Here is a 21631-nt window from a genome sequence, read left to right on the forward strand (position 1 = left end):
GCTTGTCCCGTATGGAACGTGTGGTGCGTGAGCGTATGTCTATCCAAGATACATCATCCATCACGCCACAGCAGCTGATTAATATCCGACCAGTCATCGCGTCTATTAAAGAATTCTTTGGTAGCTCTCAGCTATCTCAGTTCATGGACCAAACGAACCCACTGGCAGAGTTGACGCATAAACGTCGTCTATCTGCTTTAGGACCGGGTGGACTGACACGTGAACGTGCTGGTTTTGAAGTGCGTGACGTTCACTATTCCCACTATGGTCGTATGTGTCCAATCGAAACACCAGAGGGACCAAACATCGGTTTGATCAACTCCTTGTCTTCCTATGCGAAGGTCAATGAGTTTGGTTTCATTGAAACTCCTTACCGTCGTGTGGACCCTGATACAAATAAAGTAACAGAACAAATTGATTATCTGACTGCGGACGAGGAAGACAACTACGTGGTGGCACAGGCCAACGCGAAGCTTGATGATGATGGTTCCTTCATAGATGAAGAAGTCATTGCTCGTTTCCGTGGTGAAAACACCGTCGTTCAACGTGATCGTCTTGACTACATGGACGTATCACCGAAACAGGTTGTCTCTGCGGCGACTGCTTGTATTCCTTTCTTAGAGAATGATGACTCCAACCGTTCTCTTATGGGTGCCAACATGCAGCGTCAAGCGGTACCATTGCTTAAGCCTGATGCTCCACTTGTCGGTACAGGCATGGAATATGTATCTGGTAAAGACTCAGGTGCTGCCGTTATCTGCCGCCATGAAGGAATCGTTGAACGTGTGGAAGCTAAGGAAGTTTTTGTACGTCGTATAGCTGAAGTGGATGGAAAAGAAGTAGAAGGAGACCTTGATCGTTACCGTCTACAGAAATTCATTCGCTCCAACCAAGGAAGCTGTTATAACCAGCGTCCAATCGTTTCAAAAGGTGATCGCGTAACCAAAGGGGAAATCCTTGCTGATGGTCCTTCCATGGATATGGGAGAATTGGCTCTGGGACAAAACCCTCTAGTCGCCTTTATGACATGGGATGGGTACAACTACGAGGATGCGATCATCATGAGTGAGCGCCTTGTCAAAGATGATGTGTACACATCTATTCATATAGAAGAATATGAGTCTGAAGCTCGTGATACGAAGCTTGGACCAGAAGAAATCACACGTGACATCCCTAACGTCGGTGAAGATGCTCTTCGCGACTTGGACGATCGTGGCATTATCCGTGTCGGTGCTGAAGTCAGCGACGGCGACCTCCTGGTAGGAAAGGTCACTCCTAAAGGAGTAACGGAATTATCTGCTGAAGAACGGTTGCTTCACGCAATCTTTGGCGAAAAAGCACGTGAGGTCCGTGACACATCATTACGTGTTCCACACGGAGCTGGTGGAATCGTATTGGATGTGAAAATCTTCAACCGTGAAGACGGTGATGAGCTTCCTCCAGGAGTGAACCAATTGATTCGTGTCTACATCGTTCAGAAGCGTAAGATTTCTGAAGGTGATAAGATGGCCGGACGTCACGGAAACAAAGGTGTTATTTCCAAGATTCTTCCGGAAGAAGACATGCCGTTCCTTCCAGACGGAACTCCGGTCGATATCATGTTGAACCCGCTTGGTGTACCGTCTCGTATGAACATTGGACAGGTTCTGGAATTGCACTTGGGTATGGCTGCTCGCTTATTAGGCGAAAGAGTTGCTACACCAGTATTTGATGGTGCCCGTGAGGAAGATGTTTGGGAAACGCTTGAAGAAGCTGGTATGTCTCGTGATGCGAAAACGATCCTTTACGATGGACGTACGGGTGAACCGTTCGACAACCGTGTATCTGTTGGAGTCATGTATATGATCAAACTGGCACACATGGTTGATGACAAACTTCACGCGCGTTCCACAGGACCTTATTCACTTGTTACGCAGCAACCGCTTGGTGGTAAAGCACAATTCGGTGGACAGCGTTTCGGTGAGATGGAGGTATGGGCACTTGAGGCTTATGGTGCTGCTTATACTCTTCAAGAAATTCTCACAGTTAAATCTGATGATGTCGTAGGTCGTGTGAAGACGTATGAAGCCATTGTTAAAGGTGATAATGTTCCGGAACCAGGTGTTCCAGAATCCTTCAAGGTTCTAATCAAAGAACTTCAAAGTCTTGGTATGGACGTGAAGATTCTATCCGGTGACGAACAAGAAATCGAAATGCGTGATATCGAAGAAGAGCAAACGAAAGAATCCGAGAACTTAAACCTAGACGATTAATAGACTCCAGAAACTCGTGTTCTAAGCTTAGGGTAAAACCCGGATACTAAAAGGGAGGTAGGCCCCTTGCTAGATGTAAACAATTTTGAGTATATGAAAATTGGTTTGGCTTCGCCGGACAAGATTCGTTCTTGGTCGTATGGTGAGGTAAAGAAACCAGAAACAATCAACTATCGTACGTTAAAACCAGAAAAAGACGGTTTGTTCTGTGAACGTATCTTCGGCCCGCAAAAAGACTGGGAGTGTCACTGTGGTAAATACAAACGTGTCCGTTACAAAGGTGTCGTTTGTGACCGCTGTGGGGTTGAAGTAACTAAAGCGAAGGTCCGTCGTGAGCGTATGGGGCACTTAGAATTAGCTGCCCCTGTCTCTCACATCTGGTACTTTAAAGGAATTCCAAGTCGTATGGGACTTGTCCTAGACATGTCACCGCGTGCGCTGGAAGAGGTTATCTATTTCGCCGCATATATCGTTACTGATCCAGGCGAAACAGCACTTGAAAGAAAGCAGCTGCTTTCCGAAAAGGAATACCGCTCCTATCGTGAAAAGTTTGGTCAAGGCTTCCAGGCAGCGATGGGTGCAGAAGCGATTCGTAAACTACTTTTCGACATCGACTTAGATGGCGAAGTGGATACACTGAAAGAGGAATTGAAAACCGCGCAAGGTCAACGTCGTACTCGTGCGATTAAACGCCTTGAAGTATTGGAATCATTCCGTCATTCTGGAAATGATCCATCTTGGATGATCCTGGACGTTCTTCCGGTCATTCCACCGGAACTTCGTCCGATGGTACAACTGGATGGTGGACGTTTTGCTACGTCGGACTTGAACGATTTGTATCGTCGTGTCATCAACCGTAACAACCGCTTGAAGCGTTTGTTAGACCTTGGTGCACCAACGATTATCGTTCAAAACGAAAAACGTATGCTTCAAGAGGCTGTTGATGCACTGATTGACAATGGTCGTCGCGGCCGTCCTGTAACAGGACCAGGAAACCGTCCGCTTAAATCCCTTTCTCACATGTTGAAAGGTAAACAAGGACGTTTCCGTCAGAACTTACTTGGTAAACGTGTCGACTATTCCGGTCGTTCTGTTATCGTCGTTGGTCCTTCATTGAAAATGTATCAGTGTGGACTGCCGAAAGAAATGGCACTAGAGCTCTTCAAGCCTTTCGTTATGAAAGAACTTGTATCTCGTGGTCTAGCGCACAACATCAAGTCAGCTAAACGTAAAATTGAACGCATACACCATGAAGTATGGGATGTTCTTGAAGATGTCATCAAAGAGCACCCGGTCCTATTAAACCGTGCTCCGACACTTCACCGTTTAGGTATCCAGGCATTCGAACCGACCCTTGTGGAAGGTCGTGCGATCCGACTTCATCCGCTGGTTTGTACAGCATATAATGCAGACTTTGACGGAGACCAAATGGCCGTTCACGTTCCATTGTCTTCAGAAGCACAGGCTGAAGCACGTATTCTTATGCTTGCTGCGCAAAACATCCTTAACCCTAAGGATGGTAAGCCCGTTGTTACACCATCACAGGATATGGTGCTAGGTAACTATTACCTGACCCTAGAACGTGAAGGTGCTGTTGGTGAAGGTATGGTCATGAAAGACTTGAACGAAGCTCTCATGGCATATCAAAACGGATATGTACACTTGCACACACGTGTGGCTGTACAAGCAAGCTCATTGAATAACGAAACATTTACGGAAGAGCAGAATTCACAATTGCTTCTTACCACAATCGGTAAGTTGATCTTTAACGAAATGCTGCCAGCTTCCTTCCCTTATATGAACGAACCAACTCAAGAAAACCTTGAGGTTAAAACACCGGATCAATACTTCGTTCCTCATGGCACGGATATTCGCAAAGAAATTTCCAGCCGTGACGAAGTATCACCATTCAAGAAAGGGATCCTGGGGGATATCATTGCAGAAGTCTTCAAACGCTTCTCTATCAGTGAAACCTCTAAGATGCTGGACCGAATGAAAGATCTAGGGTTCGCTTATTCTACAAAAGCCGGTATTACTGTCGGTGTTTCTGACGTCGTCGTATTACCAGAAAAACAAGAGATTCTTGATGAAGGTCAAGAAAAAGTAGATAAAGTAATGAAACAATTCCGTCGTGGTTTGATTACAGAGGAAGAACGTTACGATCGCGTCATTGAAATTTGGTCTGCGGCTAAAGACGACATTCAAAACCGTTTGATGAAATCCTTAGACCCAACCAACCCGATCTTCATGATGAGTGATTCCGGAGCCCGTGGTAACGCATCTAACTTTACACAGTTAGCTGGTATGCGTGGTCTGATGGCCAACCCGGCTGGTCGAATCATCGAACTTCCGATCAAATCAAGCTTCCGTGAAGGCTTAACGGTACTTGAATACTTTATTTCTACGCACGGAGCCCGTAAAGGTCTTGCCGATACGGCCCTTAAGACAGCCGACTCAGGTTACTTGACTCGTCGTCTTGTTGACGTTGCTCAAGATGTCATTGTTCGTGAAGATGATTGCGGTACAGATCGCGGTCTACCTGTACAATCCCTAACAGAAGGTACAGAAATCATCGAACCATTAATCGATCGTTTAATTGGCCGTACAGCTTTCCAAACGATCAAGCATCCTGAAACGGGGGCAGTTCTTGCTACTCGTAACGAAGTGATCTTCGAAGATGCAGCAAAACAAATTGTTGATGCAGGTATCGAGAAGGTCGTTATCCGCTCAGCATTCACATGTAACACAAAACACGGTGTGTGTAAGAAGTGTTACGGACGCAACCTTGCTACAGGTGATGAGGTTGAAGTCGGTGAAGCGGTTGGAATTATCGCTGCGCAATCCATCGGTGAACCGGGTACACAGCTTACAATGCGTACCTTCCACACAGGTGGGGTAGCCGGAGATGACATCACGCAAGGTCTTCCGCGTATCCAGGAGATTGTGGAAGCACGGAATCCGAAAGGACAAGCCGTCATCACTGAAATTAAAGGTACAGTCCAGGAGATTAATGAAGTGAAAGAGAAACAAGAGATTGTTGTTCAAGGCTCTGTAGAAACGCGTTCCTACACAGCTCCATATGGAGCACGTCTCAAAGTTTCTGTCGGTGATGAAGTAGGTGCTGGTGAAGCACTTACGGAAGGTTCCATCGACCCGAAAGAACTATTGACTGTCCAAGGTCTGGATGGCGTACAAGAGTACCTTCTGAAAGAAGTTCAGAAAGTATATCGTATGCAAGGTGTAGAAATCTCTGACAAACACGTAGAAGTTATGGTTCGCCAAATGCTTCGTAAAATCCGTGTTCTTGACTCCGGAGACACCGATGTTCTGCCGGGATCACTTCTTGAGATCCACCAGTTCAAAGAAGCGAACCAAAAAGCGCTTATGGAAGGCGGACAACCAGCTGTCGGACGTCCAGTCATCCTTGGTATTACCAAAGCGTCTCTTGAAACGGACAGCTTCTTGTCAGCCGCATCCTTCCAAGAAACAACTCGTGTCTTGACGGATGCAGCGATTAAAGGTAAGCGTGATGAGTTGCTCGGACTAAAAGAAAACGTCATTATTGGTAAGCTTGTACCTGCTGGTACGGGAATGACTCGTTACCGCAAAATTCAAGCACAATCCGATGGCGCAAAAGAAACAACAGAGCAACCAGAAGAAGTCACACAATCCTAAAGATAATAAGATAGATGTTAACAAAGGGTAAAAAAAGGGGAGCACTATAAAAACTACCCAAAATGCAGTTGACATGCATTTTGGGTAGTGATAATATAATCAAGGTGCTTCCATTTATCCTTGTTACTTTGGAGGATATGAACATGTCTTATGAAAAAGTAGCACAGGCTAAAGCAGATATAGTAATTGGGACCAAACAGACACTTAAAGCCATGAAAAATGGTGAAGTGAGTGAAGTCATAACGGCTGACGATGCCGATCAGTCGATGACCACAAAAGTAGCTAAATTAGCCAAGCAATTGAACATCCCGCATTATAATGTTCCATCTATGAAAGAGTTGGGAGATGCATGTGGAATTGATGTTGGCGCTGCTACTGTGGCGATAAAGCAATAAAGTTTTGGCGGTTATTCGCGAAAGCTTTGTTTTTTGCCCTTTAATGAACCACCTGGATGTGTGGTATTAAGAATATGTAAAGAAGGGAGGATATCAAACATGCCTACTATTAATCAATTAGTACGTAAAGGACGCGTAAGCAAGACTAAACAGTCTAACGCACCAGCCTTGAACAAAGGTTACAACAGCTATAAAAAACGTATGACTGACCAGTCTGCTCCTCAAAAGCGTGGGGTTTGCACACGTGTTGGTACAATGACACCTAAGAAACCGAACTCTGCACTTCGTAAATATGCACGTGTTCGTTTGACTAACCAGCTTGAGGTTAACGCTTATATCCCTGGTATCGGCCACAACCTTCAAGAGCACAGTGTTGTTCTTATCCGTGGCGGTAAAGTTAAAGACTTGCCAGGTGTTCGTTACCACATCGTTCGTGGTGCACTTGACACCGCAAGCGTAGACGGTCGTATGCAAGGTCGTTCTAAATACGGTACGAAAAAACCTAAAGCTAAAAAATAATCGATATGGCAATATCGCTTAAATAAAAAATGAGAGAAGGGAGGGGAACATATGCCACGTAAAGGTCCAGTAGCTAAACGTGATGTGTTACCAGATCCGATGTACAACTCTAAGCTTGTTACTCGCTTGATCAACCAAATCATGGTTAATGGTCAGCGCGGTAAAGCTCAAAAGATCCTTTATAAATCTTTCGAGCTAGTTCAAGAACGTAGCGGAAATGAAGCTATGGAAGCTTTTGATCAAGCTATGAAAAACGTAATGCCTGTATTGGAAGTACGCGCTCGTCGTGTAGGTGGTTCCAACTATCAGGTACCTGTTGAGGTTCGTCCAGAGCGTCGTCAGGCCCTTGGCTTGCGTTTCATTGTTAACTATGCGCGTCTTCGCGGAGAGAAAACAATGGAAGAACGCTTGGCAAACGAAATCTTAGATGCAGCTAACAACACAGGTGCAGCAGTTAAGCGCCGTGAAGAAATGCACAAAATGGCTGAAGCGAACAAAGCATTCGCTCACTACCGTTGGTAAGTCTAAACAAAATAATTTTTCTATCAGGAAGGAGAAAAATTCATGCCTAGAGAGTTCTCCTTGGAAAAGACTCGTAATATCGGGGTTATGGCTCACATCGATGCGGGTAAAACCACAGCGACTGAGCGTATTCTTTTCTACACAGGACGTATCCACAAAATTGGTGAAACTCACGAAGGAGCTTCCCAAATGGACTGGATGGAGCAGGAACAAGAGCGCGGAATTACAATTACTTCCGCAGCCACAACTGCTCAATGGAAAGGTCACCGTATCAACATCATTGATACACCTGGTCACGTAGACTTCACTGTAGAAGTTGAGCGTTCCCTGCGTGTTCTTGACGGTTCAGTAGCAGTCCTTGATGCTCAATCTGGTGTTGAACCACAAACAGAAACTGTTTGGCGTCAGGCGACAACATACGGTGTTCCACGTATTGTTTTCGTTAACAAAATGGATAAAATTGGTGCGGACTTCATTTATTCCTTAGGCACGCTGAAAGAGCGCCTAGGAGCGAATGCTGCTGCTGTACAACTTCCAATCGGTGCAGAGGACGAATTCGAAGGAATTATCGACCTTGTAACGATGGAAGCATTCTACTATTTGGATGACTTGGGCACACGTGCAGAATCACGCCCGATTCCTGATGAGTATAAAGATCAAGCTGAAGAGTACCGTGCGAAGCTAGTTGAAGCTGTAGCCGAACTTGATGAAGACTTGATGATGCAATATCTTGAAGGGGAAGAAATCACAAATGAGCAGCTTAAGGATGCAGTCCGTACAGCAACTCTAAGTGTAGATTTCTACCCAGTGTTCTGTGGTTCTGCCTTTAAGAACAAAGGTGTTCAACTTCTAATAGATGGAGTTATTGATTATCTTCCATCTCCATTAGATGTTCCTCCAATCGAAGGTCACGTACCTCAAACCGAGGAGTCTGTCGTGCGTAAAGCCGACGATAAAGAGCCATTCTCTGCACTGGCCTTTAAAGTTGCAACAGACCCTTATGTTGGTAAATTAACATTCTTCCGTGTATATTCTGGTGTTCTTAGCGCTGGATCATACGTGAAGAACTCAACGAAAGATAAGCGTGAGCGTGTAGGACGTATCCTGCAAATGCACGCCAACTCTCGTGAAGAGATTTCTGAAGTGTACGCTGGAGATATTGCTGGTGCAGTAGGCCTTAAAGACACAGGTACAGGTGACACTTTATGTGATGAGAAGAGTCTAGTTATTCTTGAGTCCATGGAATTCCCTGAGCCAGTTATCTCAGTTGCCATCGAACCGAAGTCTAAAGCAGACCAAGACAAAATGTCTATCGCACTTGGTAAACTTGCTGAAGAGGATCCAACGTTCCAAACTGAAACTAACGTTGAAACAGGTCAAACGATCATCGCTGGTATGGGTGAGCTTCACCTTGACATCATCGTTGACCGTCTGAGACGTGAGTTCAAAGTTGAAGCGAACATTGGTGCTCCACAAGTTGCTTACCGCGAAACATTCCGCGGAAGTGCAAAAGTTGAAGGTAAATTCGTACGTCAGTCTGGTGGTCGTGGACAATTCGGTCACGTATGGGTTGAATTCGAGCCTAACGAAGAAGGTGCTGGCTACGAATTTGTTAACAAGATCGTCGGTGGTGTAGTACCACGTGAATACATTCCATCCGTAGAACAAGGAATTAAAGAATCTATGGAAAATGGTGTACTTGCGGGTTACCCAATGGTTGATATCAAGGCCACTCTTTATGATGGTTCTTATCACGATGTTGACTCCAACGAAATGGCCTTTAAAGTTGCCGCTTCTATGGCACTAAAAGAGGCTAAAAACAAGTGTAAACCAGTTCTTCTTGAACCAATGATGAAAGTTGAAGTCGTTATTCCTGAAGAGTACATGGGTGATATCATGGGTGATGTAACTTCCCGTCGTGGACGTGTAGAAGGTATGGAAACTCGTGGTAACGCACAAGTTGTTAAAGCATTCGTACCACTTTCTGAAATGTTTGGTTACGCAACAGCGTTGCGTTCTAACACTCAAGGTCGTGGAACTTATACAATGCACTTTGACCACTACGAAGAAGTTCCGAAGAGTATCTCTGAGGAAATCATCAAGAAAAATGCTGGTCAGTAATTGATTTTTTCTACGAGTTAAAGTATAACTTGTAATGTAAGCTTAGGAGTAACACCCTTATTCCTAAGCTTCACATAAACTTTTAACACTAAAAATGTTTCTTATTTAAAGGAGGAAATATACAATGGGTAAAGAAAAATTTGACCGGTCCAAGTCCCACGTCAACATTGGTACAATTGGACACGTTGACCATGGTAAAACAACTCTAACTGCAGCAATCACTACAGTACTTCACAAGCGTTCTGGTTCTGGTTCTGCAATGGCTTACGATATGATTGATGGTGCTCCAGAAGAGCGCGAACGTGGAATCACAATCTCAACAGCACACGTTGAGTACGAAACTGAAACTCGCCACTATGCACACGTTGACTGCCCAGGTCACGCTGACTACGTTAAGAACATGATCACTGGTGCTGCTCAAATGGATGGCGCGATCCTAGTTGTATCTGCAGCTGACGGTCCAATGCCACAAACTCGTGAGCACATCCTACTTTCTAAAAACGTAGGTGTACCAGCTATCGTTGTATTCTTGAACAAAGTTGACATGGTAGATGACGAAGAACTTCTAGAACTAGTTGAAATGGAAGTACGTGATCTTCTATCTGAGTACGACTTCCCTGGTGATGACGTACCAGTAATCAGCGGTTCTGCTCTTAAAGCTCTTGAAGGTGATGAGCAATACGAGCAAGCTATCTTCGACCTAATGGATGCTGTTGATGAGCACATCCCAACTCCAGACCGTGACACTGACAAACCATTCATGATGCCAGTAGAGGACGTATTCTCAATCACTGGTCGTGGTACAGTAGCAACTGGTCGTGTTGAGCGTGGACAAGTTAAAGTCGGTGACGAAGTTGAAATCATCGGTATGGCTGAAGAAGCTCGCAAGACTACAATCACTGGTGTTGAAATGTTCCGTAAGCTTCTTGACTATGCAGAAGCTGGCGATAACATTGGTGCACTTCTTCGTGGTGTTAACCGTGAAGATATCAACCGTGGTCAAGTACTAGCTAAGCCTGGTTCTATCACTCCACACACAAACTTCAAAGCAGAAGTTTATGTACTAGCTAAAGACGAAGGTGGACGTCATACTCCATTCTTCTCTAACTACCGTCCACAGTTCTACTTCCGTACAACGGACGTAACTGGTGTAATTCAACTTCCAGAAGGCGTAGAAATGGTTATGCCTGGAGATAACGTTGAAATGACAGTAGAACTTATTTCTCCAATCGCGATCGAGGACGGAACTCGTTTCTCTATCCGTGAAGGTGGACGTACAGTAGGTTCTGGTGTAGTTTCTACGATCACTAAATAATTTCAGTTAACACCATATAAGAAAAGGTAGCAGCTTTAAAGTTGCTACCTTTTTTCTATTCTCTATTTTAATACTATATGAAAAGAAATCTTAACATCTTAACTCTTGAAGAAATACTAATGATTTGTTTAAATGGATAATGGAATTAATGATTCGCAGGAAATGTTTTCAGTCGGCCGAGGTGCTGGCTTTTTTAGTGCTTTTGATTTTTAAAAAGTTCTTGAAATGAATCCAAAACGTTAGTATAATGTTTTAATGTGTTCATAATAAAAAAATTATGGATTTATCCTTGCAATGACCGCATTTCTTCTATATAATAAACAATGTTGGTCATAAAAGGCGATGATGCGAAAGGTTGTTGACACACCCGGCCCCTTTGCCATGGCTAGTGAGTCAAGTTTTTTCGCGGAGAATGTCTATTTTAAAAATGGGCGAAGAAGGAGGGAAAATAATGGCAAAAGAAAAAATTCGTATTCGTTTAAAGGCGTATGATCACAGAGTTCTTGATCAGTCCGCTGAGAAAATCGTAGACACAGCGAAGCGTTCTGGAGCTAATGTATCTGGTCCAATTCCGCTTCCGACTGAACGTTCTATCTATACAGTACTTCGTGCGACGCACAAGTATAAAGATGCTCGTGAGCAGTTCGAAATGCGTACACACAAACGTCTTATCGATATTGTCAATCCAACACCACAGACTGTTGATTCACTAATGCGTTTGGATCTACCATCTGGTGTGGATATCGAAATCAAACTATAAATTTATTTTTTTAATAATAGGAGGTGTAACGGATGACGAAAGGAATCTTAGGACGCAAAGTCGGCATGACTCAAATCTTCTCAGAAGACGGCGAGTTAATCCCAGTAACAGTTGTACAAGCTGAACCGAACGTTGTTCTTCAGAAGAAGACAATTGAAAACGACGGCTATGAAGCAATTCAACTAGGTTTTGCTGACGAAAAGTCTAATCGTTTGAAAAAAGCCGCTCAAGGCCACGCTGATAAAGCAAGTACAACACCTAAGCGCTACGTTCGTGAATTCCGTACTACAAACCTTGATGACTATGAACTTGGTCAAGAGGTTAAAGTTGATATTTTTGAAGCTGGTGACGCAATTGACGTAACAGGGACTTCTAAGGGTAAAGGTTTCCAGGGTGCAATCAAGCGCCACAACCAATCTACTGGACCTAAAACTCACGGTTCTCGTTTCCAGCGTCGTTCAGGTTCAATGGGACAAGGTGCTGACCCGGCAAAAGTCTTCAAAGGTAAAGGCCTTGCAGGACAAATGGGTAGCGAACAAGTGACTCTTCAAAACCTTGAAGTAGTAAAAGTGGACGCTGAGCGCAACTTACTACTTGTAAAAGGTAACGTACCTGGTGCGAAAAAATCGTACGTTAAGATCTCAAGTGCAGTTAAGGCTAGCAAATAATTAACGGAAGGGAGGATATGTCATGCCTAAAGTAGCACTATTAAACCAAGGCGGCTCTAACGTTGGAGAAATCGAATTGAATGACGCTGTTTTTGGTATCGAACCTAATACTCACGTATTACACGAAACTGTGTTGATGCAACGCGCGAATCTTCGCCAAGGCACACACAAAGTAAAAGGACGCTCTGAAGTTAGTGGCGGAGGCCGCAAACCATGGCGCCAAAAAGGGACTGGACGTGCACGTCAAGGATCCATCCGTTCACCACAATGGGTTGGCGGTGGAACTGTATTCGGTCCTACACCACGCAGTTATAGCTACACAATGCCTAAAAAAGTACGTCGTCTAGCTCTTCAGTCTGCTTTCTCTTCAAAAGTGAAGGAAGACAACATCATTGTTCTTGAGGGTCTTTCTCTAGACGCTCCAAAAACGAAAGAAGTTGTAAGCATTCTTAACGCGCTGGATGTCAACGAAAAGGCATTGATTGTTACTGCAGAGAAAGACGAAAATGTAACTCTTTCTTCTAACAACATCCCTACAGTTAAAACACTATCTGTAGAAGAAGTTAGTGTGTTAGATCTTCTAACGCATGACAAGCTGATCCTAACGAAGGAAGCAGCTGAAAAAGCAGGGGAGGTGCTCTCATAATGAAAGAACCACGCGATATCATTAAGCGCCCCGTCATTACTGAACATTCTGCTGATCTTATGGGAGAAAAGAAATATACGTTTGAAGTTAGCCCTAAAGCTAACAAAACTGAGATTAAAAAAGCAGTTGAAGAAATCTTTGGCGTAAGTGTTGAATCAGTTAACACTATGAACCTTAAAGGTAAATTCAAGCGTATGGGCCGTTACGGCGGTTATCGTTCTGATCGTAAGAAAGCAATTGTTAAGTTGACTGAAGACAGTGAAGAACTAGAATTCTTTGAAGTATAAACTATAAATCTTATTCGAGAAGGAGGGAAAAAAGATGGCGATTAAAAAGTTCCGACCAATTACTAACGGTCGCAGACACATGACAGTATCTGATTTCGCTGAAATCACTACTGACAAACCTGAACGCTCCCTTGTCACTCCACTTCACAAAAAAGGTGGACGTAATAACCAAGGTAAGCTGACAGTTCGTCATCAGGGCGGCGGTCACAAGCGTCAATACCGTATTATCGACTTTAAGCGTGACAAAGATGGAATACCAGGACGCGTTGCTACGATCGAATACGATCCGAACCGTTCCGCTAACATTGCACTAATCAACTATGTTGATGGTGAAAAACGTTACATTCTAGCTCCAAAAGGAGTTAAGGTTGGTACAGAAATCATTTCTGGTGAAGGTGCAGATATCAAACCTGGTAACTCTCTTCAACTTAAAGATATTCCAGTTGGTACAATTGTACACAACGTAGAACTTAAGCCTGGACGCGGCGGACAGCTTGTACGTTCTGCAGGCGCTTCTGCTCAAATCCTTGGCCGTGAAGAAAAATACACGCTAGTACGTCTAACTTCTGGTGAAGTTCGCTTGGTTCTTAGCTCATGCCGTGCGACAATCGGTCAAGTCGGTAATCTAGAACACGAACTAATCAGTGTTGGTAAAGCAGGACGTTCTCGTTGGAAAGGTAAACGCCCAACTGTACGTGGTTCTGTAATGAACCCTAGCGATCACCCTCACGGTGGTGGTGAAGGACGTGCACCAATCGGTATGCCTTCTCCAGTATCTCCATGGGGTAAACCAACTCTTGGTTACAAGACAAGAAAACGCAACAAGCCGTCTGATAAATATATCGTACGTCGACGTGGTAAAAAATAACGGGATTGTCGGACGGGAGATAACACCCGTCTTGCAATCACGAAGGGAGGTTTATTCATGGGCCGCAGCCTGAAAAAGGGACCTTTTGTAGATGATCATTTAATGAATAAAGTTGAGAAGTTGAACGAAGACAATAAACACCAAGTGGTGAAGACATGGTCTCGTCGTTCTACAATCTTCCCGAACTTTGTCGGACACACAATCGCCGTTTATGACGGTCGTAAGCACGTACCAGTTTATGTAACAGAAGACATGGTAGGTCATAAACTAGGTGAATTCGCGCCAACCCGTACGTTCAAGGGACACTCTGGCGACGACAAGAAAACAAAACGCTAAATAGAGAGGAGGCACTCTAATGCAAGCTAAAGCAGTTGCTAAAACCGTTCGTATCGCTCCTCGTAAAGCTCGTCTAGTTATTGATTTGATTCGAGGAAAAGATGTAGGTGAAGCGCTAGCGACATTACGTCTGAAAGAACGCGGTGCATCACCAGTAGTAGAAAAAATTCTTAATTCTGCAATCGCAAACGCAGAACACAACTTCGAAATGGACCCGGAAAATCTATACGTTTCCGAAGCGTTTGTTAACGAAGGGGTAACTCTTAAACGTTTCCGCCCTCGTGCAATGGGACGCGCAAGCCAAATCAACAAACGCACAAGCCACATCACTGTGGTCGTATCAGAAAAAAAGGAGGGATAATCAGTGGGTCAAAAAATTAATCCGGTAGGTCTTCGTATCGGCGTCATCCGCGATTGGGAATCCAAGTGGTACGCTGGTAAAGACTACGCAGACTTGTTACATGAAGACATTAAAATTCGTGAATTCGTTGAAAATCGTCTAAAAGATGCTGCTCTTTCTACAGTTGAGATCGAACGTGCAGCTAACCGTGTAAACATCACTGTCCACACGGCTAAACCAGGAATGGTTATCGGTAAAGGCGGTTCTGAAGTTGAAGCACTTCGTAAAGCACTTAACCAATTAACTGGCAAGCGTGTACACATCAACATCGTTGAAGTGAAGAAGCCAGATTTAGACGCTACGCTTGTAGCTGACAATATCGCACGCCAATTGGAAAACCGTGTATCTTTCCGTCGTGCTCAAAAACAAACTATCCAACGTGCTATGCGTGCAGGAGCTAAAGGTATTCGTACCCAAGTATCTGGTCGTCTAGGTGGCGCGGATATCGCTCGTGCTGAATATTACAGTGAAGGAACAGTACCACTACACACACTTCGTGCAGATATCGATTACGGAACTGCAGAAGCTGACACCACTTACGGTAAACTTGGTGTTAAAGTGTGGATCTATCGTGGCGAAGTCCTTCCAACGAAAACAGATAAATAAGGAAGGGGGAAAAGCATTATGTTAATGCCAAAACGTGTTAAGTATCGTCGTCAACACCGTACTAGCCTTAAAGGCCGCGCGAAAGGTGGCACTGAGGTAGCATTCGGTGACTATGGTTTACAAGCAATTGATCCTGCATGGATCACAGCCCGTCAAATCGAGGCAGCGCGTATTGCGATGACTCGTTATATGAAACGTGGCGGTAAAGTATGGATTAAAATCTTTCCTGACAAACCTTATACTGCTAAACCCCTAGAAGTTCGTATGGGTTCCGGTAAAGGTGCTCCAGAAGGTTTCGTAGCTGTAGTGAAACCAGGGAAAATTATGTTCGAGATCGCAGGTGTTCCTGAAGAGGTAGCTCGCGAAGCGTTGCGCCTTGCTTCACACAAACTTCCGATCCGTACTAAATTTGTAAAACGTGAAGAAATTGGTGGTGAAATCAATGAAGGCTAATGAGATCCGTGAATTAACCACTGCCGAAATTGAACAAAAAGTCAAGTCTCTTAAAGAAGAACTTTTCAACCTACGCTTCCAACTGGCAACAGGTCAACTTGAGAACACAGCGCGTATTCGCGAGGTTCGCAAGTCCATCGCACGTATGAAAACTGTTGCTCGCGAACGTGAGCTAGGCGTAAATAACTAATAGATGAGAGGAGGTCACCCTCACATGACTGAACGTAATAATCGTAAAGTTTATACTGGACGTGTCGTATCTGACAAAATGGATAAAACAATCACGGTTTTAGTAGAAACTTATAAGTTCCACAAGCTTTACGGCAAGCGCGTAAAGTATTCTAAGAAATTCAAAGCTCATGACGAGAACAACCAAGCGAAAAATGGAGACATTGTTCGCATCATGGAAACTCGTCCACTATCAGCATCCAAGCGCTTCCGTTTGCTAGATGTTGTTGAAGAGTCAGTTATTATCTAATTATAGATCGCTCGGATTCAATCCGAAGGGAGGTTACATGGTATGATTCAACAGGAATCTCGTCTGAAAGTTGCAGATAACTCAGGTGCACGTGAAATCCAAACGATTAAAGTTTTGGGTGGATCTGGCCGTAAGACCGCAAACATTGGTGACATCATCACCGCTACTGTGAAACAAGCAACACCAGGAGGCGTTGTTAAAAAAGGTGATGTAGTTCAAGCGGTCATCGTACGTTCTAAGAGTGGAGTTCGCCGTAAAGATGGTTCTTACATCCGTTTCGATGAAAACGCAGCAGTAATCGTACGTGAAGATAAAGGACCACGCGGTACTCGTATCTTTGGACCGGTAGCTCGTGAACTTCGTGATGCTAAGTTCATGAAGATCGTATCTCTAGCTCCAGAAGTACTATAAAGATCAATGATATGCCTTGTTAAGGAGGTGCGCGAAGCATGCACGTGAAAAAAGGTGACAAAGTAATGGTTATTACTGGTAAGGATAAAGGCAAACAAGGAACAATCCTTGAAGCTTATCCGAAGAAAGATCGTGTTCTTGTTGAAGGAGTCAACGAAGTGAAGAAACACGCTAAACCTTCACAAGAGAATCCACAGGGTGGAATCTTAACTCAAGAAGCAGCGATCCACGTATCCAATGTAATGCCAATTGACCCGAAAACTGGTGAACCAACACGCGTTGGTTATAAAGTTGAGAACGGTAAGAAAGTTCGTATCGCGAAAAAATCTGGTGAAGCACTAGATAAATAACCCATAGAGGAAAGGAGGGCCACACGATGAACGAACTAAAGAAACAATACTCTGAAGAAATTGTTCCATCTTTGATGAACAAATTTGAATATGACTCTGTAATGCAAACACCAAAGATCGAAAAAATCGTCATCAACATGGGTGTTGGTGATGCTGTTCAAAACGCAAAAGCGCTTGACACTGCAGTAGAGGAATTGACTCTAATCACTGGTCAAAAGCCAGTCATTACAAAAGCGAAGAAATCAATTGCAGGTTTCCGCCTACGTGAAGGTATGCCTATCGGTGCGAAGGTAACACTTCGTGGAGAGCGCATGTACGAATTCTTCCAAAAGCTTATCTCTGTATCTCTACCACGTGTGCGTGACTTCCGTGGAATTTCCAAGAAAGCTTTTGACGGTCGTGGAAACTACACACTTGGTGTTAAAGAACAATTGATTTTCCCAGAAATTAATTACGATAAAGTAAACAAAGTTCGTGGTATGGACATCGTAATTGTCACTACTGCTGACTCTGATGAAGAAGCACGTGAACTATTAGCTCAATTCGGTATGCCGTTCCAAAAATAACGAGCTAACCATAAGGAGGGAAAATTGTGGCTAAAAAATCAATGGTCGCGAAGCAACAGCGCAAGCAGAAGTACCAAGTACGTGAATACACACGTTGCGAACGCTGCGGACGTCCACACTCCGTACTTCGTAAATTCAAATTGTGCCGTATTTGTTTCCGTGAACTTGCATATAAAGGACAAATCCCTGGTGTCAAAAAAGCCAGCTGGTAAACCCGAAACAGGGAAGGAGGTAAATGAGTTATGACAATGACAGATCCAATTGCAGATATGCTAACGCGTATTCGTAACGCTAACATGGTGCGTCACGAGAAGCTTGAACTTCCAGCTTCCAACGTAAAGAAAGAAATTGCAGATATTCTTAAGCGTGAAGGTTTTGTACGTGACTACGAATATGTTGAAGACAAGAAACAAGGTGTTCTTCGCATTTTCCTTAAATACGGACAAAACAACGAACGTGTAATCACTGGTGTGAAACGTATTAGTAAGCCAGGTCTACGTGTTTACGCTAAAGCCGAAGAGCTTCCGAAAGTTCTTAACGGACTTGGTGTTGCCGTTGTATCCACATCAAAAGGTGTACTAACAGATAAAGAAGCTCGCGAACAAGCCATCGGCGGCGAAGTTCTAGCTTACATCTGGTAATAATTCTGAACAGACAGGAGGTGCAAAAACTATGTCTCGCGTAGGTTTAAAATCACTTGAAATCCCTGAAGGTGTAGAAATCATTCAGGATAACAATACAATCACGGTTAAAGGTCCAAAAGGTGAACTAACTCGTACGTTTCATCAGGACATCACAGTAAAAGTTGAAGACAACGTTCTTACTGTTGAACGCCCAAGCGATCACAAAGAACACCGCGCTCTTCACGGAACTACACGCAGCCTGATCGGTAACATGGTTGAAGGTGTTTCTAAAGGCTTCGAAAAGAGCCTTGAAATCATCGGTGTAGGTTACCGTGCTCAGAAGCAAGGTGAGACTGTGGTCATCAACGCTGGTTATTCTCACCCAGTAGAAGTTGAAAACCGCGAAGGAATTCAAATCGAAGTTCCATCCAACACAAAAGTTACTATTAAAGGTATCGATAAAGAACTAGTTGGAGCTGTTGCAGCGAAGATTCGTGCAATCCGTCCTCCAGAGCCTTATAAAGGTAAAGGAATTCGTTACGAAGGCGAACATGTACGCAGAAAAGAAGGTAAGACAGCTAAATAAGGTTCTTAGGTAATGTATAGAAAGGAGTGACCCAGATGATCACGAAGGCAGATAAAAATGTCGTGCGTAAAAAACGTCATGCCCGCGTTCGTAAGAATGTTTTCGGAACAGCAGAACGCCCGCGTTTGAACGTATATCGCTCTAACAAACACATCTATGCTCAACTAATCAACGATGAAAACCAAGTAACTGTAGCAAGTGCATCTACTATGGATAATGGTTTCGATCTTGACGTAACAGGTAACGTAGAAGCTGCACAAAAAGTCGGTGAAATGGTTGCCCAACGTGCCATTGACAACGGATATAAAGTCGTTGTTTTTGACCGCGGAGGTTACTTGTACCATGGACGTGTGAAAGCACTAGCAGACGCCGCTCGCGAAGCCGGCCTAGAATTTTAATTGTTAAAGGAGGGACATATATGATTACAAAAATCGACCCTAATAAACTAGATCTTGAAGAACGCGTGGTTACGATTAATCGTGTAGCAAAAGTAGTTAAAGGTGGTCGCCGCTTCCGTTTTGCTGCATTGGTTGTTGTAGGAGATAAAAATGGTCATGTCGGTTTCGGTACGGGTAAAGCCCAAGAGGTACCTGAAGCGATCAAAAAGGCTATTGACGATGCTAAGAAAAATCTAATTACAGTACCAATTAAAGATACGACGATTCCACACGAAATCACAGGACGTTTTGGTGCAGGCAGTATCCTTATGAAACCAGCATCAGAAGGTACTGGAGTTATCGCTGGTGGTCCTGTACGTGCGGTCCTTGAGCTTGCAGGTGTTCATGACATCCTTTCTAAGTCTCTAGGTTCTAACACACCGATCAACATGGTGCGTGCTACACTTACTGGACTTAGCGAGCTTAAGCGCGCAGAAGACGTTGCACGACTTCGTGGGAAATCCGTAGAAGAACTGTAGGATAAGGAGGGAAATACAATGGCTAAAAAGTTAGAAATTACCCTCACGCGCAGTGTTATTGGTAGACCGCAAGATCAACGCTCTACTGTCAAGGCGCTAGGTCTTAATAAGATCCGTCAAACTGTCGTTCTTGAAGATAACCCAGCGATCCGAGGTATGGCTAATAAGGTGTCTCACCTTGTATCGGTTAAAGAAGTATAATTATAGATAAGAATTAAGGAGGTGCTCGTATGAAACTGCATGAACTAAAAGCAGCTAAAGGCTCTCGTAAAGAACGTAACCGCGTTGGTCGTGGGATGGCTTCCGGTAACGGTAAAACATCCGGCCGTGGACACAAAGGTCAAGGTCAACGTTCTGGTAGTAAAACTCGCCCAGGTTTCGAAGGTGGTCAAATGCCACTATTCCAACGCCTGCCTAAGCGTGGTTTCACAAACGTTCACCGTAAGGAGTTCGCGATTATCAACCTTGAAGCTCTAAACCGCTTTGATGAAGGTACTGAGGTTACACCTGAACTATTGCTTGAGTCTGGTGTGGTCAGCAACCAAAAATCTGGAATCAAGGTTCTAGGTAAAGGTTCAATCGAGAAAAAACTTACAGTGAAAGCTCATAAGTTCTCTGCTTCCGCAAAAGAAGCGATTGAAGCAGCGGGCGGTCAAACTGAGGTGATTTAATGTTCCGGACAATCTCCAATTTTATGCGCGTGAGTGATATTCGACGGAAAATCATCTTCACTTTATTGATGCTCGTTGTTTTTCGTTTGGGAACATTTATCCCTGTTCCTTTTACGAACAGAGACGCTATCAATTTTATGGATGAACAGAATGCGTTCGGATTCCTGAACACATTCGGGGGCGGGGCATTGCAAAACTTCTCCATCTTCGCGATGGGAATCATGCCCTACATTACAGCCTCCATCATCATGCAATTATTGCAAATGGACGTTGTCCCTAAGTTTGCAGAATGGAAGAAACAGGGTGAAGTTGGCCGTCGGAAATTAGCTCAGTTTACCCGCTATGGAACGATTGTTCTTGCTTTCATCCAGGCAATTGGAATGTCGATTGGTTTTAACGCTCTGGCAGGAGGTCAGCTGATCGTAGACCCGGGCGTAACCAAATTCCTAGTCATTGCTCTTGTGTTGACAGGTGGAACAGCTTTCCTAATGTGGCTTGGTGAGCAAATCACGGCACATGGTGTTGGAAATGGTATTTCCATCTTAATCTTTGCAGGAATCGTAGCTGCAATTCCAACCGGTGTTAACCAGTTGTATGATCAGTATATTTCCGGTGCAGGACAAGAACTGTTCATCAATCTTGTTATCATTGCGTTGATTGCACTAGTCATCGTAGCTGTTGTTGTGGGTGTTATCTTCATCCAGCAAGCGCTAAGAAAGATTCCGATTCAGTATGCAAAGCGCTTAGTTAACCGATCACCAGTAGGTGGTCATTCGACTCACCTGCCAATCAAAGTTAACGCTGCAGGGGTAATTCCAGTCATCTTTGCGATATCCTTTATTATCGCGCCAAGAACGGTAGCTGGATTCTTTGAAAACAGTGAAGTAGCCTCTGTCATTCAATATATTTTTGATTATCAAAACTGGCCTGGAATGATTATCTATGTCGCGTTAATTATTGCCTTCACTTACTTCTATACATTTGTTCAGGTTAATCCGGAACAAATGGCAGAAAACTTGAAGAAGCAAGGCGGGTATATCCCAGGGATCCGTCCTGGTGCAAATACCGAAACGTATTTGACACGTGTGATGTACCGCTTAACGTTCGTTGGATCACTCTTCCTAGCAGCTGTATCGATTCTACCGATTATTCTTGGTTCAGTGGCTCAATTGCCACCAACCGTACAAATCGGCGGGACAAGCTTGCT

At 44.1% G+C, this 21631-nt stretch carries 29 protein-coding genes; all 29 read left to right on the forward strand.

The genetic code is table 11. The features are described from left to right. Positions 1-2252: DNA-directed RNA polymerase subunit beta (rpoB, locus tag LD39_RS05405; protein WP_035543728.1), on the forward strand; the 2252-nt coding region annotated here is incomplete at its 5' end. Between the two features lie 66 nt (positions 2253-2318). Continuing rightward, positions 2319-5927, forward strand: a complete 3609-nt coding sequence (gene rpoC, locus LD39_RS05410; protein ID WP_035543730.1) for a DNA-directed RNA polymerase subunit beta' — start codon at positions 2319-2321, stop codon at positions 5925-5927. 143 nt (positions 5928-6070) lie between these two features. Further along, positions 6071-6322 (forward strand): 50S ribosomal protein L7ae-like protein, encoded by a 252-nt coding sequence (locus LD39_RS05415; RefSeq protein WP_035543732.1) that lies wholly within the window; start codon positions 6071-6073, stop codon positions 6320-6322. Between the two features lie 99 nt (positions 6323-6421). Next, positions 6422-6841, forward strand: a complete 420-nt coding sequence (gene rpsL / locus LD39_RS05420; RefSeq protein WP_035543734.1) for a 30S ribosomal protein S12 — start codon at positions 6422-6424, stop codon at positions 6839-6841. A gap of 51 nt (positions 6842-6892) precedes the next feature. Continuing rightward, positions 6893-7363 (forward strand): 30S ribosomal protein S7, encoded by a 471-nt coding sequence (rpsG, locus tag LD39_RS05425; RefSeq protein ID WP_035543735.1) that lies wholly within the window; start codon positions 6893-6895, stop codon positions 7361-7363. A 42-nt stretch (positions 7364-7405) separates the two neighbouring features. Continuing rightward, the gene (gene fusA / locus LD39_RS05430; protein ID WP_035543736.1) at positions 7406-9484 is read left to right on the forward strand and encodes an elongation factor G; all 2079 of its coding nucleotides are present in this window, start codon (positions 7406-7408) and stop codon (positions 9482-9484) included. A 124-nt stretch (positions 9485-9608) separates the two neighbouring features. Continuing rightward, the gene (gene tuf, locus LD39_RS05435; protein ID WP_035543737.1) at positions 9609-10799 is read left to right on the forward strand and encodes an elongation factor Tu; all 1191 of its coding nucleotides are present in this window, start codon (positions 9609-9611) and stop codon (positions 10797-10799) included. A 451-nt stretch (positions 10800-11250) separates the two neighbouring features. Then, complete coding sequence (gene rpsJ / locus LD39_RS05440) at positions 11251-11559, forward strand: 30S ribosomal protein S10 (RefSeq protein ID WP_014641420.1); 309 nt, start codon at positions 11251-11253, stop codon at positions 11557-11559. 32 nt (positions 11560-11591) lie between these two features. Continuing rightward, positions 11592-12227 (forward strand): 50S ribosomal protein L3, encoded by a 636-nt coding sequence (gene rplC / locus LD39_RS05445; protein WP_035543741.1) that lies wholly within the window; start codon positions 11592-11594, stop codon positions 12225-12227. 22 nt (positions 12228-12249) lie between these two features. Then, on the forward strand, positions 12250-12873 hold the full coding sequence (gene rplD, locus LD39_RS05450) for a 50S ribosomal protein L4 (RefSeq protein ID WP_035543742.1): 624 nt from the start codon (positions 12250-12252) through the stop codon (positions 12871-12873). Continuing rightward, a complete protein-coding gene (rplW, locus tag LD39_RS05455) occupies positions 12873-13160 on the forward strand; it encodes a 50S ribosomal protein L23 (RefSeq protein WP_035543743.1) in 288 nt (95 codons plus the stop codon). The genes rplD and rplW overlap by 1 nt, the downstream gene beginning before the upstream one ends. A gap of 34 nt (positions 13161-13194) precedes the next feature. Next, positions 13195-14028 carry a 50S ribosomal protein L2 gene (gene rplB / locus LD39_RS05460; protein ID WP_035543745.1) on the forward strand — a complete coding sequence of 278 codons (834 nt, stop codon included), beginning with the start codon at positions 13195-13197 and terminating at the stop codon, positions 14026-14028. 57 nt (positions 14029-14085) lie between these two features. Further along, positions 14086-14364: a 30S ribosomal protein S19 gene (gene rpsS / locus LD39_RS05465; RefSeq protein ID WP_035543746.1), complete on the forward strand. Its 279-nt coding sequence runs from the start codon at positions 14086-14088 to the stop codon at positions 14362-14364. A gap of 19 nt (positions 14365-14383) precedes the next feature. Beyond that, positions 14384-14725 (forward strand): 50S ribosomal protein L22, encoded by a 342-nt coding sequence (gene rplV, locus LD39_RS05470; protein ID WP_035543747.1) that lies wholly within the window; start codon positions 14384-14386, stop codon positions 14723-14725. Positions 14726-14728: 3 nt separating this feature from the next. Then, entirely contained in the window at positions 14729-15370 is a 642-nt protein-coding gene (gene rpsC / locus LD39_RS05475) for a 30S ribosomal protein S3 (RefSeq protein ID WP_035543749.1), read from the forward strand. 18 nt (positions 15371-15388) lie between these two features. Then, complete coding sequence (rplP, locus tag LD39_RS05480) at positions 15389-15823, forward strand: 50S ribosomal protein L16 (protein WP_035543751.1); 435 nt, start codon at positions 15389-15391, stop codon at positions 15821-15823. After that, positions 15813-16013, forward strand: coding sequence for a 50S ribosomal protein L29 (gene rpmC / locus LD39_RS05485; protein WP_008636054.1), 201 nt, complete (start codon positions 15813-15815; stop codon positions 16011-16013). Before rplP ends, rpmC begins: the two co-directional genes overlap by 11 nt. A 24-nt stretch (positions 16014-16037) precedes the next feature. Then, positions 16038-16301, forward strand: a complete 264-nt coding sequence (gene rpsQ / locus LD39_RS05490) for a 30S ribosomal protein S17 (protein WP_035543753.1) — start codon at positions 16038-16040, stop codon at positions 16299-16301. A gap of 42 nt (positions 16302-16343) precedes the next feature. Beyond that, positions 16344-16712, forward strand: coding sequence for a 50S ribosomal protein L14 (gene rplN, locus LD39_RS05495; protein ID WP_035543755.1), 369 nt, complete (start codon positions 16344-16346; stop codon positions 16710-16712). Positions 16713-16750: 38 nt separating this feature from the next. Beyond that, a complete protein-coding gene (gene rplX, locus LD39_RS05500; protein WP_035543757.1) occupies positions 16751-17062 on the forward strand; it encodes a 50S ribosomal protein L24 in 312 nt (103 codons plus the stop codon). Positions 17063-17088: 26 nt separating this feature from the next. Further along, a complete protein-coding gene (gene rplE / locus LD39_RS05505; RefSeq protein WP_035543758.1) occupies positions 17089-17628 on the forward strand; it encodes a 50S ribosomal protein L5 in 540 nt (179 codons plus the stop codon). Positions 17629-17654: 26 nt separating this feature from the next. Continuing rightward, positions 17655-17840 carry a type Z 30S ribosomal protein S14 gene (locus LD39_RS05510; RefSeq protein WP_035511674.1) on the forward strand — a complete coding sequence of 62 codons (186 nt, stop codon included), beginning with the start codon at positions 17655-17657 and terminating at the stop codon, positions 17838-17840. 30 nt (positions 17841-17870) lie between these two features. Further along, complete coding sequence (gene rpsH, locus LD39_RS05515) at positions 17871-18269, forward strand: 30S ribosomal protein S8 (protein ID WP_035543760.1); 399 nt, start codon at positions 17871-17873, stop codon at positions 18267-18269. Between the two features lie 31 nt (positions 18270-18300). After that, entirely contained in the window at positions 18301-18837 is a 537-nt protein-coding gene (rplF, locus tag LD39_RS05520) for a 50S ribosomal protein L6 (protein WP_035543762.1), read from the forward strand. A 35-nt stretch (positions 18838-18872) separates the two neighbouring features. Then, positions 18873-19235 carry a 50S ribosomal protein L18 gene (gene rplR, locus LD39_RS05525; protein WP_035543764.1) on the forward strand — a complete coding sequence of 121 codons (363 nt, stop codon included), beginning with the start codon at positions 18873-18875 and terminating at the stop codon, positions 19233-19235. Between the two features lie 23 nt (positions 19236-19258). Next, positions 19259-19753 carry a 30S ribosomal protein S5 gene (rpsE, locus tag LD39_RS05530; protein ID WP_081988325.1) on the forward strand — a complete coding sequence of 165 codons (495 nt, stop codon included), beginning with the start codon at positions 19259-19261 and terminating at the stop codon, positions 19751-19753. Between the two features lie 18 nt (positions 19754-19771). Further along, a complete protein-coding gene (gene rpmD, locus LD39_RS05535; RefSeq protein WP_035543766.1) occupies positions 19772-19954 on the forward strand; it encodes a 50S ribosomal protein L30 in 183 nt (60 codons plus the stop codon). A gap of 29 nt (positions 19955-19983) precedes the next feature. Then, positions 19984-20424: a 50S ribosomal protein L15 gene (gene rplO, locus LD39_RS05540; protein WP_035543767.1), complete on the forward strand. Its 441-nt coding sequence runs from the start codon at positions 19984-19986 to the stop codon at positions 20422-20424. Beyond that, positions 20424-21631, forward strand: a 1208-nt coding sequence (gene secY, locus LD39_RS05545) for a preprotein translocase subunit SecY (RefSeq protein WP_035543768.1), incomplete at its 3' end; no start/stop codon positions are given. The genes rplO and secY, both read left to right, overlap by 1 nt.

It is taken from the genome of Halobacillus sp. BBL2006 (genome assembly GCF_000786645.1).
GTDB lineage: Bacteria > Bacillota > Bacilli > Bacillales > Halobacillaceae > Halobacillus.

Bases quoted from the DNA above. Each gene is read 5' to 3' on its own strand.
- fusA (WP_035543736.1), top strand. From the start codon at position 7,406: ATGCCTAGAGAGTTCTCCTTGGAAAAGACTCGTAATATCGGGGTTATG.
- rplN (WP_035543755.1), top strand. From the start codon at position 16,344: ATGATTCAACAGGAATCTCGTCTGAAAGTTGCAGATAACTCAGGTGCA.
- rpsS (WP_035543746.1), top strand. From the start codon at position 14,086: ATGGGCCGCAGCCTGAAAAAGGGACCTTTTGTAGATGATCATTTAATG.
- rpsG (WP_035543735.1), top strand. From the start codon at position 6,893: ATGCCACGTAAAGGTCCAGTAGCTAAACGTGATGTGTTACCAGATCCG.
- rplX (WP_035543757.1), top strand. From the start codon at position 16,751: ATGCACGTGAAAAAAGGTGACAAAGTAATGGTTATTACTGGTAAGGAT.
- LD39_RS05415 (WP_035543732.1), top strand. From the start codon at position 6,071: ATGTCTTATGAAAAAGTAGCACAGGCTAAAGCAGATATAGTAATTGGG.
- rplR (WP_035543764.1), top strand. From the start codon at position 18,873: ATGATCACGAAGGCAGATAAAAATGTCGTGCGTAAAAAACGTCATGCC.
- rplF (WP_035543762.1), top strand. From the start codon at position 18,301: ATGTCTCGCGTAGGTTTAAAATCACTTGAAATCCCTGAAGGTGTAGAA.
- rpsQ (WP_035543753.1), top strand. From the start codon at position 16,038: ATGACTGAACGTAATAATCGTAAAGTTTATACTGGACGTGTCGTATCT.
- rpmD (WP_035543766.1), top strand. From the start codon at position 19,772: ATGGCTAAAAAGTTAGAAATTACCCTCACGCGCAGTGTTATTGGTAGA.
- rplE (WP_035543758.1), top strand. From the start codon at position 17,089: ATGAACGAACTAAAGAAACAATACTCTGAAGAAATTGTTCCATCTTTG.
- tuf (WP_035543737.1), top strand. From the start codon at position 9,609: ATGGGTAAAGAAAAATTTGACCGGTCCAAGTCCCACGTCAACATTGGT.
- rplO (WP_035543767.1), top strand. From the start codon at position 19,984: ATGAAACTGCATGAACTAAAAGCAGCTAAAGGCTCTCGTAAAGAACGT.
- rplB (WP_035543745.1), top strand. From the start codon at position 13,195: ATGGCGATTAAAAAGTTCCGACCAATTACTAACGGTCGCAGACACATG.
- rpsJ (WP_014641420.1), top strand. From the start codon at position 11,251: ATGGCAAAAGAAAAAATTCGTATTCGTTTAAAGGCGTATGATCACAGA.
- rpmC (WP_008636054.1), top strand. From the start codon at position 15,813: ATGAAGGCTAATGAGATCCGTGAATTAACCACTGCCGAAATTGAACAA.
- rplV (WP_035543747.1), top strand. From the start codon at position 14,384: ATGCAAGCTAAAGCAGTTGCTAAAACCGTTCGTATCGCTCCTCGTAAA.
- rplP (WP_035543751.1), top strand. From the start codon at position 15,389: ATGTTAATGCCAAAACGTGTTAAGTATCGTCGTCAACACCGTACTAGC.
- rplD (WP_035543742.1), top strand. From the start codon at position 12,250: ATGCCTAAAGTAGCACTATTAAACCAAGGCGGCTCTAACGTTGGAGAA.
- rpsH (WP_035543760.1), top strand. From the start codon at position 17,871: ATGACAATGACAGATCCAATTGCAGATATGCTAACGCGTATTCGTAAC.
- rplW (WP_035543743.1), top strand. From the start codon at position 12,873: ATGAAAGAACCACGCGATATCATTAAGCGCCCCGTCATTACTGAACAT.
- rplC (WP_035543741.1), top strand. From the start codon at position 11,592: ATGACGAAAGGAATCTTAGGACGCAAAGTCGGCATGACTCAAATCTTC.
- rpsL (WP_035543734.1), top strand. From the start codon at position 6,422: ATGCCTACTATTAATCAATTAGTACGTAAAGGACGCGTAAGCAAGACT.